The following is a 14,556-nucleotide window of genomic DNA, read 5'->3' as shown; positions in this document are numbered from 1 at the left end:
GCCACCAGCCCGGCCCGGTCACCGGGCCCGTCAGCAACCCCTCAACACGCATCAACTGGCTCGACCAGCAACGCCTCCATGGCCACATCCCCATCCGGATGGCGGCGGAGCGCGTCCAGTTCGGCTCGCCACGCCTCGTCCCACCGAGTCCGCGCGCCTGCCTCCCGTACGAGTGCCAGGGCCAGCAGTCCCGCGGCCGGGGTGCCGCGCTCGCGTAGTGTCCGGGCTGTGAGGCGCGCGGTCTCGGTGGGGTGGTCAACGGCGGAGCCGAGGCCGTACGAGCCGACGTCGGGCATCCGGGCCGGGTGTCCCTCGATCAGCCGCAGCGCCTTCGCCCACCGCTCGGGCGCCGGGTCGTCGCGCCGGAGTGCCGCCAACGCGGCGTCCACTGCGAGACGTGCGGCCTCGCGGAGCAGACCGGTCTCCTCCAGCGCGGCCGACAGCGCGGCGGCACGCTCTTCCGCGACGCTTGGGCCGTACATCGAATGGAGCACGCTCGCATAGCTGTTGAGCCGCCGGAGGGCGGCCGCTCGCGACACCGAGGCTCCCAGCGCCGCCCTGCCCCGGCGTACAAGGGTGTTCAGCATCTCGCGCACCGCGGCGTCCGCCGGTGGGTCGGCGGCCGTGGCGAGTGTCGTCATCGCCGCGTACCACACCGCCCTCGGCCGGACCGGGTCGACGGCGGCCCCGCCGAGCGCGCGAGCCGCGTCGACGACGGCCTCCGTCGCTCCCACGATCCGCCCGTTCAGAGCACTGCACGCGGCAGCCGCCGCGTCGTCCTCGCCGTCGCGCACGAGGCGGGTGAGAAACGTGAGATACGCGGGGGACGTGATGGCCCGGGTGATGACCGCTTCGCGTATCGCTGGCTCCTGGGCGCCCTCGACCAGCCGTACGACGATGTCCTCGTGATCCACGTGCCGCAGCAGGAAGGGCGCGATCGCCGCCCGTACGTCGCGGTGCTGATGCGGCTGGTCCCAGGCGGCGAGCAGTGTGCTGGCGGCAGCGGAACCACCCACGACGCCCAGGGTCCGGGCGGCCTCCTTGCGTGAACCGATCGGTGAAGAGGGTGAGTTGAGGAGGGGTCCCAGTTGTCGGACGGCTTCGCCGTCGGGGGCTTCGGTCAGGAGACGGCGTACGGAGGCGACGGCCGCTCGGCCCCGGACGCCGCCCGTTCCGGCGTGTCGCAGCAGGGTGTCGAGGAGGTCCGGAGTTGCCGGGCCCGTTTCGCCGAGGGCGGTGAGGGCGGCGGCTGCCACCGGCTGGGGCGCGTGCTCGGCGAGGGCATGGAGGCGCGCGGGCGACCGGAGGTATGCGGCCGCGTCGGCGCGGTCCCGTATCGGAGCGTGCTCATCCGTGGCGACGGTCGCCAACACGTCGTACCACGCCTGGCGTTGGCTCGGGTGCCAGCGTCCCGTGGCTCCGGCTCGCGGACGTGGCACCCAGGCACCGCCCCTCGGCCGGATTCTGCCGCGCAACCCCCGGCCACCGCCGACCGACGCCACCGCTGCGGCGAGGACGGTGTAGAGCAGATCCGTCCGCCGTTCAGCGATCGTCACCAGCACCTCGGGGACGGCGGCGAAGGAGGGGTCAACGGCGATCAGTTGGGCACACCGTTCCTCCCTGACCGCCGTCGGCGTGATCCACACCGCTGCCGCACGCGCCGCCGCCTCGGGATCCTCGTCCTCCAGAGCCGTACGCCGCATCAGGGCGCCGGCCTCGGGCAGTTCGGTGAGATGGGGTGCGAGGAGCGCAGCGAGCGCGATACGCACGCCGGGACCATCGGCGACCGCCGGGTCCGTCGCCGCCCAAATGTGCCGCGCCGTCGGGAGATCAACGTTCAGCGGACGATACGAACCGGTGTGGCGGGGATCGGTCACCACCCGGCAGAGCAGCGCGGCGGCGTACGCCGCACGCGCCCGGTCGCCTCGGGCGGCGGCGCTCTCGGCGGCCCGGCGCAGCAGCAGGGCGGCGGGGCCCAGGGTTGCCGCCGTGGAGTCGCGGGACTCGACGACCGTCATGGTCACGTCTCGGAGGACCTGCTCAGGAACGGCGTGCAGCAACCTCCCCGCCGTTCCCGCAAGTTGCTGAAGGGTGTGGCGACGCACCTCCTCCTGATCATGCCAAGCCCGCTCGCAGCTCAGGGCGATCCGCGCGAACTCCGCCGGATCACCGCCGAGTTCGGCACAGGCGAGCAGTACGGGCCAGGCCAGGGCCCGATCGTGGGCACGGTGTCGGGAAGCCTGTTCCCGCAGGACGGGTTCGACGGTCGCGAGCGGCAGAGTGACAGCGAGCGCGGCGAGCCGGGCGGGGCGCCGCTTCCAGCGTTCCAGCCACACGTCGCTGAATTCGGCACGGTCCGCCGGATCGAGGGCAGCGAACGCGGACGGCAGCATCCTGCGCCCACGGGGATCACGGGCACGCTCGGCCACCAGCCGTCGCCGTTCGCCCGGCGGCAACAAGGCCAGCAGCGGGTCGGCGGCCACCTCCAGTCGTCCTGGACGGCGCAGTCGGCCGCCTCTGCTCGGACACCGGGTCGCCAGTTCCACCAGGTCGGACTCGGGCAGGGCGCGCAGGGCCGCGACAGCTGTCGGTGCCAATGGGCCAGGTGGTACAGCGAGTTCGAAGGAGGCGTTCTCGTCGTCGGACGCGGAGGTCTGGAGTGTACGAAGGATTTCCAGGAGGTCGGCGGGACGCCGCAGGAGGGCGACCGCGGCTCGTTCCCCGATGAGCCAGGGCGCGTTCCGCAGCAGATGCAGCCCCGCCGCCGGGTCGCGTTCCGCAACGACGGCAGCGAGGAGCTTGCGCCGCATCGCATAGCGGTGGACATACGGACCGCCTGCCCATTCCCCGTACTCCTTGCTCAGGAGTACGGCGACGGCGGCGGGCGCGGTGCGCGCGAGCGAGGACAGCACGCCGTCCGGGGCACCGGTCCTCGGCAGCCAGCGGTCGACCACGCGCGGGGAACAGGCGGTGAGCAGCCGGGCCGCCTCCGGGGCGCCGTGGCGTTCGTACACCTCGGGAAGGAGGCGGTCGGCGAGGCGCGCACGGCGGCTGAGCCGAAGTACGCGATACGTGGAGTGGCGGACCGAGGAGATGTCGCTCAACACCAGGTCCGCCAGGGCCTGTTCGGGCACGGGCAGGCGGATGGCCGCAGCGAGCGCGCGGCGCCGGAGCACCGGGTCGTCGAGCGCGGCCGCCACCGTGTCGAGGTCGCGGCGGGCGGTGGCGAGGAAGAGTCCGGTGTGCCGTTCGTCCTGGTCACCGACGTCGAGCGCGCGGTGCAGGGTGGCATAGGCAGCCGGGTCGAGAGCACGCGCGTACCGCGCGAGGGCGGGCATCCGGGCCGGGAACGGCAGGGAGCCGAAGTGGGTGCTGATCCACTCGGGGGTCAGCGGCTGGGGCGGGGTGGAGTGGGCCATCAGCGATCACCGTGGGATCGGACGGCCTCCTTTCGGATCATCATGCGTACGATCCTGGCAGCCCGTGGATCACGGGTGCAACGCAATTACGAGTACGGCGGGACCCGTTCGCGTACGCCGGGAACGTTCCGGAACGCGGTGGGTTGGGCGTCCTATACGGGCCTACGGGAGGAACGCGGATGGCTGCTGAGGGTGAAGTGGGCGGGTTCGGCGGCGAAGTGGTGTGCTGTCCGGTGGCGCGGGTCGTCGGCGGACGGGTGGAGGTGGTCGACGACCACTGGGGCGGCGAGTCGGCGGTGATCCGGCTCGATGCCGAACAGTTCGGCCCCGACGCGCTGTTCGGACTCGCGGAGTTCTCGCATCTGGAGGTCGTCTACCACTTCGACCAGGTGGCGACCGAGAAGATCGAGTCGGGCGCCCGGCACCCGCGCGGCAACCCCGAGTGGCCGCTGGTCGGGATCTTCGCCCAGCGCGGCAAGAACCGGCCGAACCGGCTCGGGGTCTCGCGCTGCCGACTCGTGAAGGTCGACGGGCTCGACGTCCATGTGACCGGCCTCGACGCGGTGGACGGCACACCGGTGCTGGACATCAAGCCGTATATGGCGGAGTTCGGACCGCGCGGCGAGACGGTCCAGCCGGCCTGGTCGGCGGAGCTGATGCGGGACTACTACGCGGGTGAGGCGGGAGCGTAGAGCGGCGTGGGCGACTGAGGCCGCCACCCGCCCCGACGCGGCGCTCCCGGTCACCTCGCCACCCACCCCGGCGGTGCTCCCGGCCACCCCGCCGCCCGGCCCGGCCAGTCACCGGGGCTCGGCCGGGCTCAGACCTGTTCGAGCGGGCGATGGGGCTCCGCCGGGAGCTCCACCTCGATCGGGTCGCCGGGCCGGACGACGCCGCCCGACCGGACCACGCTCATGATCCCGGCCTTGCGCACGACGGCGCCCGTCTCGTCGCGGCCGACGACCTGCTTGAGCAGACCGTTCTGGAAGGTGTCGATCTGCGCGCACGGGTTGCGCAGGCCGGTTATCTCGACGACCGCCTCCGCGCCGATGTGCAGCAAGGTGCCGGTGGGCAGGGAGAGCAGGTCGAGACCGCCCGTGGTGATGTTCTCGCCGAGCTGGCCGGGGAGGACCTCGAAGCCCTTCTCGGCCACTTCGCGGAACAGCTCCTCATGGATGAGGTGGACCTGGCGCAGGTTCGGCCGAGTGGGGTCCTGTGCCACCCGGAAGCGGTGCTTGACCGTCACACCCGCATGGACGTCGCCCTCCACACCGAGACCCCGGAGCAGCGTGATGCTGTCCCTGTTCGGCTTGGTGAACGTGTACTCGCCGTTGCTGCTGACCGCTGTGACCGTTCCGCCCATCGCGCGGACCCCCTTGCATACCGTGCCGTCGATCACCGCGACCCTATCCCGGCGCGGTGGCGAGCCGTCCGGGCGGTCGGGGGGCCTCCCGGACGGTCTCAGCAGGTCAGCGGCCCAGTTCCTTGCGGGTGATGTGGCGCAGCCGGCGGCGCTGGCTCGGGTCCAGCATCAGATAGGCCACGACGGGCACCCCTATGAGGACCAGCAACGCCGGCAGGAATCCGATCAGCGGGATCAGGATGAGTCCCACCACCACTCCACCGGCGGCGATCATCGCGCGCTTCGACATGTCCGTGGCCTCCTTCGCGGCCGCTGCTGCCGCCGCTCTCTGTCTGGGGAACGTGTGGGGATCTCCCCTGGTTCCGCCGCCCGGCATCCGATTACGTACACATGTCCCGAATCCGTCATCCGCACCGCACACCGGCCGTCTGCTTCCACTATGCGGCGCACCCCCGCCGTACGGCACTCCTCCAGGAGGACGACACGAGCGCGAGCGCCTACCCCGCCCCACCCCGCCGCAGCGGCGCCCCGACCGCGTGCATGTGCCGCAGGGCCTGCCGGTAGGAGTCGATCAGCGAGGTCTCCGTGTACGGGATGCCGACCGCACGGCAGTGGGCGCGCACCATCGGCTGGACGAGCCGCAGGTGCGGGCGGGGCATGCTCGGGAAGAGATGGTGCTCGATCTGGTAGTTCAGGCCGCCCAGGAACCAGTCGGTCAGGAGTCCGCCGCGTACGTTGCGCGAGGTCAGGACCTGGCGGCGCAGATGGCCCCAGCCTTCGTCGTCAGCGTCCGGCATCTCCATGCCCTTGTGGTTCGGCGCGAAGGTCATGCCCAGGTGGAGCCCGAAGAGGGCGTGGTGGAGCAGCGCGAAGACCAGCGCCTTGCCCGGCGAGAGCACGGTGAGGAGCAGGGTCGCGTATCCGGCGAGGTGGGCGAGGAGCAGCAGGGCCTCGACGACGCGTTCGCGCGGTGGCTGCCTGCGCAGGTCCTGGAATCCGTACACCTTCAGCGCGATGCCTTCGAGCAGCAGCATCGGGAAGAAGAGCCGGGCCTGGTTGCGGGTGAGCCAGCGGGCGAAGCCTTCACGGCGCTCCGCCTGCTTCTCGGTCCACACCATCGCGCCGACGCCGACGTCCGGGTCCTTGTCGACGTGGTTGGGGTTGGCGTGATGGCGGTTGTGTTTGTCGTTCCACCAGGCGTAACTCATCCCGAGCAGCAGATCGCTGTGGATCAGGCCGATGATCCTGCCCGCGCGTCGGCCGCGGGTTATCTGGGCGTGGCCCGCGTCGTGCCCGAAGAACGCGGTGCGGGCCCACAGCACCGCGAGCGGTACGGCGTACAGCAGGGTCCACCAGGTGTCGCCGGTGAGCGCCATGGCGGTGACGGTCGCGGCGAGGGCGAGGAAGTTGACGGCGATGCCCACCGCGTACCAGCCCGTGCGCCGCTCCAGCAGCCCCTGCCCCTTCACCGCCTTGAGGAGCGGGGTGAATTCGCTGCTCCGGCCTGCGGGGCGAGAAGGAGGCACAAGCCTCACAGTGGCCGTGCCGGACTCGGCGTTCACGATGGCCTGGGGCATGACGGATCTCCGGTCGATAGCGGGTCGGCAGGCGGTCGGCGGTCCCTCGCGGTGACCTGCGCTGACCTCATGAAACGTACGAATCGGGGGCCCACTGCCGCCATGGCGCCACCACCCGGACCGCTGGGGGGACTGTCCCGGGGGCAGGGTGGTGCTGACGCCACCCTGAGAGGTCGGGTGCACCGGTAGGGGGTCCCCGCAAGGGCGTCAGCCGCCGCCTGAACAGTGACCCAGGTCACGGCGTGGGGGCGTCCGGTCTACGCCCCCGCCCTGTATCCTCGGCGATTCCGACCCGCAGTAGTCAAGTTTGAGGAATGTGTCATCACCGGTCACACGCTCCCCACGTCCACGCCCTCTCCCCCACCCTCCGCGATCGACGAACTCGCCCGCCGCCACGTCGCCTTCCTGCCCGCCGAGGCACCCCAACGGCTGCCGGAGCAGCGTGCCTGGGCGGCCGATGTGGCCACCGGGCACGACGGGGGCGTCCGCATCTCCCTGCACGGCGGCGGGAACACCACCCAACTCGCCGCGTCGCACAACCGGATCACGGCGGCCGCCGGTGTCCGCATTGGGAATGCGGGCCAGCCCCGTCCCGGCCTGTGACGCGACCACGAACCTTTCCCGTGGATTCACCGACTTTCCCGTGCACAGGAAGTATCACCGGCATTCAAGGAAAACGACGGAATACATGACTTGAAGTGCGGCCAGCCGTAAGGCCATAGACGCAACAAGCAAGTCAAGACTTACCTTCAGGGAACTTTGGCCGTATGGTGCGGCTCGAATCGAAGGAGCCCCTTGTTGTCAAAGATAAATGATTCTGCCGTGCGTGCGGTTGAATCAGAGCAAGGTTATGTGTCCTCACTGTATGAGCTGCTCACCGAGCGGATTTCCGAGGCGCGAGCGAATCGGGCGAGTGTGCTGAAGGCCCCAGCGGACGGCGCCGGCGAGGCGTACGAGAGAGAGCTCGCCGCCGACCGTCTGACCAAGGAGATCGGCCGACTGGAAGGCGCCGAGAAGGGGCTGGTCTTCGGTCGCATCGACTGGACGGACGGCACGGCCCTGCGCATCGGGCGGATCGGACTGCACACGGAGGAGGACGACCTGCCGCTGCTCGTGGACTGGCGCGCGAACGCGGCGCGGCCCTTCTACGAGGCGACACCGGTCCACCCGATGGATCTGCGGCGGCGCCGGCACCTGCGCCTCGAAGAGCGCACGGTCGTCTCGGTGAGCGACGAACTGCTCGACGGGACCGCCCCGACCGACGAAGACGTCGTGGGGGACGGCCCGTTGACCGAGGCTCTGTCGGCACGGCGTACGGGCAGGATGCACGCGGCCGTCGCGACGCTGCAGGCCGAGCAGGACGAGATCGTCCGCTCCGCCCACCGCGGGGTGACCGTGGTGCAGGGCGGACCCGGCACCGGCAAGACGGTGGTCGCCCTGCACCGGGCGGCCTACGTCCTGTACGCGTTCCCGCGCGCCGCGGAGGAAGGCGTCCTGGTGGTGGGCCCCAACGCCCGTTTCCTCGACTACATCTCCCAGGTCCTTCCCTCGCTCGGGGAGAACGACGTCGAACTGGCGACCTGTCAGGAGCTGGCCGGAGTGTCCCCGGACGCGGTGGACCCGTTCGACACGGCGCGCCTCAAGGGCGGCCTGGACCTCGCCGACGCCCTGGCCGGCCTGCTGCGAGACCACCAGGCCCCCGCGGGTGACTTCACCGTCCGGGTCGGGCAGGAACTGGTCCACCTGTCCGAGAAGGAGGTCGCCACTGCACGCGCCGCCGCCCTGGCGGCCGCATCCGGCCACAACCCCGCGCGCCAGGCGTTCAAGGAACTCCTGGTCGACGCCGTCACCGACGCGATGCAACGGGACATGGGCGACCTCCTGGAGCAGATCGACGCCGATGCCGAGCAGATGACGGGCCTGAACCTCGACCGGTTCACGGGGGTCGCCCAGCGCCGCGCCGAGGGCGCCGCCGACCCGGGCCCGGTCCACGAGCTGGACCTGGACGCCATCGGGGCCGATCTCCTCGACGACGCCGTTGTCGACCGGGCGGTCGAGGCGCTGTGGCCGAGGCTGGTACCCGGCGACCTCGTGAAGGCACTGCTGACGGATGCCGACGCCCTGGCCGAGCGCCTGCCGAACCTGACCCCGCAGGAGCGGTCCCTTCTCCTACGCGCCCCGGACGCCCCGTGGACCGATGCGGACGTGCCGTTGCTGGACGAGGCGGCGAGCCTGGTCGACGGCCCGCCCGAGCGGACGTACGGGCACGTCGTCGTCGACGAGGCGCAGGAACTGACCGCCATGCAGTGGCGGATGATCGTCCGCCGCTGCCCGGCGAGGGCGATGACGCTGGTGGGCGACTTCGCCCAGTCGGGCCCGGTCACGACGGCACGCGACTGGAAGGAAGCCCTGAGCCCGCATGTCGGGACGCGGTTCAGGCTGCACGACCTGACGGTCAGTTACCGCACCACGCAGGAGATCCTGGAGAGTGTCCGGGACCTGCTCGCGCGGATCGCTCCGGACCAGCGGCCCACAAGGTCACTGCGCAGCGGTGAGAGCCCGCGCACCGTGACCGCACATGGGGACGGGTTGGTCACCGCCGTCGTGGAGGAACTGCGCGCCCAGAGCACCGCGCAGCCGGACGAACTCCTGGGAGTGATCTGCGCGGACACCCGGGTGAGCCAGTTGACGGCTCACGGCATCGCCGACCACGCACGCATCGTGCCCGCGTCCGAAGCACGTGGCCTTGAGTTCGACGGGGTCGTCGTCCTGAACCCCGAGGAGATCATCACGGCTCGCCCCGGCGGGGAGAGGGACCTGTACGTGGCCCTGACCCGGGCCACCAAGCGCCTGTGCACCATCACCACCCAGCGCGCATGATGGCGCGCACTGAGACCGGCGGGGCCGCCAGGCCGGCCTGAACGTCAGTGCGCCGGTGAGTCGACGCCTTCGATGATGCGGAAGTCTCGCTCGACGGCGTCGGAAAGGACGACCAGCGCCTCCTGATATGCCGCGCTCTCGCGTGCCGCGACCGCCTGTTCAAAGGTGTCGAACTCGATCAGGATGGTGCGCTCGGCGATTCCGGCGTCGTGGGCGACGACCCGACCGCCGACGGCGAGCCTCCGCCCGCCCCTGGCCGTGACGGCCGGACCGGCCAGCTTGTTGTAGGCGGCCAGCTTCTCGGGATCGGAAATGGTGCGGTAGACGCTGACCCAGTAGCCCTTGGCCATGGAAACCTCCTGTGTTCGGACAAGCGTGCCAGGCTTCGATTCGACACTCGGATTGATCGGCCCCGGCGACGGATCGCCGGGCATTTCAGAGGACGGCTCGCAAGGAACTGGCTGATTGTGGTGTGCTGTTGAGATAGACGTTGGAAAGGCTCACTGCGCCGGGAACGGGGCGCCCCAGGGCCTCGTGTGTCACGCCCGGAGGCAGCCATCGACGCAATGCCTGGTCGATGGGGCGGGATATGGCGGGTGAGCGGTTCGATGCGCGGCATGGACACCTCCTGCTTCGGTTTTCGCATCACTATGATGCTTCGAAACCAGAAGCGCAAGGAGTAGACGTGGAAGTCAGAACGCCTCGGCCGGGTTCACAGGTACGAGGGTCCGATTCAGGGCGCCCGGCCATGGCCGCACCGTCAACTCAGGCCGCACGGGTGTCAGTCGGCGGGCTGCCCGCTGTCGCGGTGCGCCGGTTGCGGGTCGAGCATCGCCGCCCAGCGCTTCGACCACTGGACGAGGGGGTCGAGTGCGAGGGAGGCATCCCGCCCCAGTGGAGTGAGCTCGTACCGACTGTCGGGTAGTTGGTGAACCACGTGGGCATCCAGCAGTTCGGTCAGGCGCTGCCGCATCACGCTGGAGGACATGTCGTCGCACTGCTTCTGCAGGGGGCGGAACCCAAGCGGGCCCCCGCGCAGCTCCCAAAGGATGCGCAGGCTCCACCGCCGCCCGAACAGGTCGAGTGCGGCCATGAGGGGGCGACCGGTGATCGAACCACGAACTGGCTTGCCGGGCTTGGGAGTTGACATGGCGTGGAGTCCAGCCTCCAAGGTTGATGCTTCGGATTCCGATACGCTAGCATCGGTGACCGCTTCGGAAAACGAAACGAAGGGGGCCGTCGTGGCAACCACCCATCCGCGTCGCCCCGCACCGTGCGCTGCGGAATCCCACGATCACCGCCTGGGAGCACTGCCTTCGCTGCAGTTGCGTCAGTGGTGGTGACCGCCAGGCTCAACGCCCACTCGGAGATGGAGACCAGATGACCACGACACCGTTTCCCTCGGCTGCGGGACGAACCGCCGTCGCCGTCGCCCTGGCCGAGGACGCCTCGGGGAACGACATCACCACCGCGTGGAGTGTTCCCGAAGGCCTGGCGGCCACGGCCGAAGTCCGCACCCGGCAGAGTGGCATTGCCGCCGGCCTCCCCGTGGTCGCCGAGGTCTTCGCGCAGGTCGATCCCGAGGTCGAGATCGAGATCGAGGCGAGCGTCGCCGACGGGGCCCGGCTGACCGACGGCGACGTCGTGTTGCGCCTGTCCGGCCCGGCGCGCAGCCTGATCACCGGCGAGCGCACGGCGCTGAACTTCCTGCAGCGCCTGTGCGGCATCGCGACACTGACCGACCGCTACGTCCAGGCCGTGGCCGCGACCGAGACCCGCATTCTGGACACCCGCAAGACGGCACCGGGCCTGCGTGCCCTCGACAAGTACGCGGTGACCGTCGGCGGTGGCCGCAACCACCGGCTCGACCTCGCGGCGATGGTCCTGCTCAAGGAGAACCACATCGCCGCGGCGGGCGGGGTGACCGCAGCGATCGAGGCGGTCCGCCACGGGATGGTGCGTACCGGGCAGACGGTGGAGGTCGATGTCGAGGTGCAGACCGTGGCGGAAGCCGCTGAGGCGCTCGATGCCGGGGCCCGCTGGATCATGCTCGACAACATGCCGTTGGCCGACATCGAGCAGGTGGTGAAGATCCGGGCCGGACGGACCGACGCTCCCCGGATCCTGCTGGAGGCCTCGGGCACCGTCCGCCTGGACAGTGTCCGTGCCATCGCCGAAACGGGCGTCGACCTCATCTCGGTCGGAGCGTTGACACACAGCGCGCCCGCACTCGACCTGACGATGCTGCTGACCACCGGCCCGGTGCCATGCCCGAGGTAGCGATCGTCGACGCGTGTCAGCGTCAGCGCAGGGGTGGCAGCCCGACCGCCGTTCTGGACGACGCGCCGCTGACCGACGAGGAACGATGCCGCATTCCCGCGGAGTTGGGAACATCGCACGCCGTCTTCCTCCGTGCGACCGGAACCGAGCACGGCCATCCCTCGTACACCCTCCGGTTCTTCACCACCGCAGGCGAACTGCCCGCCTGCGGCCACGGCACCGTCGCCGCCCTCGCGCTGCTCGCCGAACGTGACGGCGGCGACGACTACCGCGCCGTCCTGCGGACGACCTACCGCAGCTTCGACGGCCGGGCCACCCGAAACGGTGACAGCCTGACAGCATCGTTCGATCCAGGCCCGGTCAGCCTGAGCGACGTCCGACGGCCCGAACTGGAGGCGGTCGCACACGGCCTCGGACTGCCCGAGGACGCAGTCGCCGGGGACGCCTGCGTGGCGTCGAACGGGCGGCCGAGGCTTCTGCTGCCCGTCCGGTCCCGCGCCGTACTGGCCGAACTCACCCCGGACTTCACCCTGCTGCGCGCAGCCTGCGACCGCCACGGTCTGCTGGGCTGCTACGCCTACTCGCTCCCGGACCGGCACGGCCGGGCGGCAGCCCGGATGTTCGCGCCGTCGATCGGAGTCCCCGAGGACATCGCCAACGCCAACAGCACCGCCTGCCTGGCCGCACACGCGGCCGGATCCGGTACGGACCGCCTCGTCGTCGACATGGGCGACCACCTCGGCTGCCCGTCGACCATCACAGCAACCGTTCACCACGACGGTGTGGAGCACCGAATCCGGGTCGGCGGCCAAGCGACGATCGCGCGAACGGTCGCGCGCTGAGGCCTGCAGTACTCAGGGCCGGTGGGGCTGCGTGCCGAGCAGAGCCGCCCACGGGTTGTCGGCCGGTGCGGCCGGGACGGGCGCCCTATTCCTGATGGCCCCCAAGGACCGCGCCCGCCTGAAGCTCGTAGAAGGGCAGCTCGTCGCCGCCCTCGTCGGCCGCCGAGGGCAGTATGTCGCCCGGGAGCGCGGTGGGCAGGCCGCTCGGGAAGTCACTGGGGAGGTCGCTGGGGAGCAGATCGCTCGGGAAGTCGCTCGGCAGCTCCGACGGAAGCGTCGACGGCAGGTCGGAGGGGAACCCCGACGGGAGCACGCTCGGCAGACTCAGCGAAGGCGTCGGATTCGGGGTCGCGGACCCGGTCGCCGTCGGCGAAGGACTCCGCGTCGACTTACCGCCCGACCCACCACTCTTGCCGTTCACCACCAGCACCACCGCGACGACCGCTGCGGCGGCCACCATGATGCCGAGCAGTATGAAGACGCCCTTGCGGCCGCCCGCACCCGGCGACGGTGGAAGTGGCGGTGAAGACGGCGGCTCCCAGGCAGGAGGACCGAAGCCCCCGCCGGACGGGGGCGGCGGCCCCGGTGGGCGTGGCGGTACGGGCGGCGTGACCATAGCCACCAGAGTCGGCCCGAATCGGTCATCTCGCCACCCCTGCACGGCAGTTACGCCAAAGTCGGTCAGCCGCACCGCGCGTCGCGGCGCGCGCGTCCGTGAGGCGCGCCGAGTCTTCCGTCCCGCGTTCGGTGGCCCGTACCGTAACCTCGGCCAGGTTTTTGCCGGTTGAACGAGACGATCGACGTCCATCGACGCCGACGATCTACGTACAGGAGCACCGTTTCCCGTGAACCGCAGAAGACTCCTCCAGGGCGCGGCCGCCAGCGCGGCCGCGGGCATGCTGTTCCCCGCGACCCGCGCCGAGGCCGCCGGGGACACCGACTACCCGGGTGCGCACTGGGTCGCGGCATCGCCCTCCAACTACACGGCGTCCGGGCGGCCCGGGACGTATCCGATCGAATACGTGATCATCCATGTGACCCAGGAGGCGTTCGCGCCGACGCTGGGGATCTTCCAGAACCGCACCAAGAAGGTCTCCGCCCACTATGTGGTCCGCTCCGCCGACGGATATGTGGCGCAGATGGTGCGCGAGCAGAACATCGCCTGGCACGCCGGGAACTGGGACTACAACACGCGCAGTGTCGGCATCGAGCACGAGGGGTGGGTGGACCAGCCCGCGTACTTCACGGACGCCCTGTACGAGCAGTCGGCCAGGCTCACCGCGTCCGTCTGCGACCGGTACGGCATTCCCAAGGACCGCGAGCACATCATCGGCCACTACCAGGTCCCCGGCACCGACCACACCGACCCGGGGCCGAACTGGGACTGGGTGCGCTACATCCGCCTCGTCAACTTCGCGTGATCCGACGCGCCCGACGGGTACGTACTCCGCCCCCTCGGCGTCAAGATTCGCACCTATGACCGATCAGTCCGGGCCGTACCGACTTGGCGGTATCGCGCCCTGTTGATGCGGTGACCCATGAGGTGAGGTTGGGCGTGCACTGGTGGAACTGACCACACCAGTGAAGCGAACCGCGAGAGAGGAATTCTCCGTATGCCTCCCGTCCCGGTACGACCTGGTATCTACAAGATCCACGCACACATCATCGGCCCCTCCTCTGTGGTGACGGCTACCGAGTACGCCGTCGAGCACGGCGCCCCCGTCATCACCGACCGGCTCAACCCGCTCCCGATCGAGCAGGAATGGATCATCGAGCCCGTCGAGCCCGTGCCGGGGGCGCCGTATGTGATCCATCTCGCCCAGCACGACGCAGCGGGTCTCGTGAGCCCCCAGGACAAGCTCTTCGTCAACGCGGTGCCGCGCGAGGAGTGGGCCAAGTTCACGTTCGAGCACGTCATCGGCGGTGTGAAGATCCTCTCGGACAAGGGTCTCGCCATGCGCGCCGGGCATCGCGGTGCGCAGATCGAGTTCGTCCCGCCGAAGCCTGACTTCCAGGAGACGTGGACGCTGGAGTTCGTGCGTCCGCTCGACGAGGAGTAGCGCGCGAACCCCAGGGCGGCCGGTGCTCCACCGAGCCGGTCGCCCCGGGGCACGGGCGGCAATCGGCCAGGCGCGTGCGAGGTGCCTTGCCGGGTGTTCGACGCAGGCCGACGATGGACCGGTCGCAGCGCACCC

The 14,556-nt window shown here is 70.4% G+C and carries 14 protein-coding genes; 7 read left to right on the top strand and 7 right to left on the bottom strand.

Going from position 1 to position 14,556, the window contains the following annotated elements; translation table 11 throughout:
* Positions 1–41 precede the first annotated feature (41 nt).
* The gene (locus BG418_RS01170; protein WP_188271719.1) at positions 42–3,419 is read right to left on the bottom strand and encodes a hypothetical protein; all 3,378 of its coding nucleotides are present in this window, start codon (positions 3,417–3,419) and stop codon (positions 42–44) included.
* A gap of 179 nt (positions 3,420–3,598) precedes the next feature.
* Here BG418_RS01170 and BG418_RS01165 point away from each other — a divergent pair, with 179 nt between their 5' ends.
* Positions 3,599–4,111, top strand: a complete 513-nt coding sequence (locus tag BG418_RS01165; protein WP_188271718.1) for an SAM-dependent methyltransferase — start codon at positions 3,599–3,601, stop codon at positions 4,109–4,111.
* A 128-nt stretch (positions 4,112–4,239) separates the two neighbouring features.
* On the opposite strand, the gene BG418_RS01160 is transcribed toward BG418_RS01165, so the two are convergent.
* The 3 genes from BG418_RS01160 to BG418_RS01150 form a co-directional block, all read right to left on the bottom strand.
* Positions 4,240–4,782 carry an MOSC domain-containing protein gene (locus BG418_RS01160; RefSeq protein WP_188271717.1) on the bottom strand — a complete coding sequence of 181 codons (543 nt, stop codon included), beginning with the start codon at positions 4,780–4,782 and terminating at the stop codon, positions 4,240–4,242.
* Positions 4,783–4,888: 106 nt separating this feature from the next.
* Positions 4,889–5,071, bottom strand: a complete 183-nt coding sequence (locus BG418_RS01155; RefSeq protein WP_188271716.1) for a hypothetical protein — start codon at positions 5,069–5,071, stop codon at positions 4,889–4,891.
* Between the two features lie 208 nt (positions 5,072–5,279).
* Positions 5,280–6,359, bottom strand: coding sequence for an acyl-CoA desaturase (locus BG418_RS01150; protein WP_188271715.1), 1,080 nt, complete (start codon positions 6,357–6,359; stop codon positions 5,280–5,282).
* 225 nt (positions 6,360–6,584) lie between these two features.
* On the opposite strand from BG418_RS01150, the gene BG418_RS01145 reads away from it, so the two are divergent.
* Together BG418_RS01145 and BG418_RS01140 are read left to right on the top strand one after the other, a co-directional pair.
* A complete protein-coding gene (locus BG418_RS01145) occupies positions 6,585–6,962 on the top strand; it encodes a hypothetical protein (RefSeq protein WP_188272344.1) in 378 nt (125 codons plus the stop codon).
* Between the two features lie 249 nt (positions 6,963–7,211).
* The gene (locus tag BG418_RS01140) at positions 7,212–9,239 is read left to right on the top strand and encodes an AAA family ATPase (protein WP_188271714.1); all 2,028 of its coding nucleotides are present in this window, start codon (positions 7,212–7,214) and stop codon (positions 9,237–9,239) included.
* Positions 9,240–9,283: 44 nt separating this feature from the next.
* On the opposite strand, the gene BG418_RS01135 is transcribed toward BG418_RS01140, so the two are convergent.
* On the bottom strand, positions 9,284–9,589 hold the full coding sequence (locus BG418_RS01135; RefSeq protein ID WP_188271713.1) for a DUF1330 domain-containing protein: 306 nt from the start codon (positions 9,587–9,589) through the stop codon (positions 9,284–9,286).
* Between the two features lie 431 nt (positions 9,590–10,020).
* Positions 10,021–10,389 carry a helix-turn-helix domain-containing protein gene (locus BG418_RS01130; RefSeq protein WP_188271712.1) on the bottom strand — a complete coding sequence of 123 codons (369 nt, stop codon included), beginning with the start codon at positions 10,387–10,389 and terminating at the stop codon, positions 10,021–10,023.
* Positions 10,390–10,619: 230 nt separating this feature from the next.
* Here BG418_RS01130 and nadC point away from each other — a divergent pair, with 230 nt between their 5' ends.
* A complete protein-coding gene (nadC, locus tag BG418_RS01125) occupies positions 10,620–11,519 on the top strand; it encodes a carboxylating nicotinate-nucleotide diphosphorylase (RefSeq protein ID WP_188271711.1) in 900 nt (299 codons plus the stop codon).
* Positions 11,507–12,361 carry a PhzF family phenazine biosynthesis protein gene (locus tag BG418_RS01120; protein ID WP_188271710.1) on the top strand — a complete coding sequence of 285 codons (855 nt, stop codon included), beginning with the start codon at positions 11,507–11,509 and terminating at the stop codon, positions 12,359–12,361. The genes nadC and BG418_RS01120 overlap by 13 nt, the downstream gene beginning before the upstream one ends.
* 85 nt (positions 12,362–12,446) lie before the next feature.
* On the opposite strand, the gene BG418_RS39425 is transcribed toward BG418_RS01120, so the two are convergent.
* The gene (locus BG418_RS39425; RefSeq protein WP_223184198.1) at positions 12,447–12,821 is read right to left on the bottom strand and encodes a hypothetical protein; all 375 of its coding nucleotides are present in this window, start codon (positions 12,819–12,821) and stop codon (positions 12,447–12,449) included.
* 385 nt (positions 12,822–13,206) lie between these two features.
* Here BG418_RS39425 and BG418_RS01110 point away from each other — a divergent pair, with 385 nt between their 5' ends.
* Together BG418_RS01110 and BG418_RS01105 are read left to right on the top strand one after the other, a co-directional pair.
* Positions 13,207–13,782, top strand: a complete 576-nt coding sequence (locus BG418_RS01110) for an N-acetylmuramoyl-L-alanine amidase (protein WP_317453456.1) — start codon at positions 13,207–13,209, stop codon at positions 13,780–13,782.
* A 192-nt stretch (positions 13,783–13,974) separates the two neighbouring features.
* Positions 13,975–14,421 carry a hypothetical protein gene (locus BG418_RS01105; RefSeq protein ID WP_188271709.1) on the top strand — a complete coding sequence of 149 codons (447 nt, stop codon included), beginning with the start codon at positions 13,975–13,977 and terminating at the stop codon, positions 14,419–14,421.
* The last annotated feature ends 135 nt before the right edge of the window (positions 14,422–14,556 follow it).

Source organism: Streptomyces sp. CBMA152 (genome assembly GCF_014596475.1).
Lineage (GTDB): Bacteria > Actinomycetota > Actinomycetes > Streptomycetales > Streptomycetaceae > Streptomyces.
The sequence above is the reverse complement of the archived record's forward strand: the minus strand, read 5'-3'. Positions and strand labels throughout refer to the sequence as shown.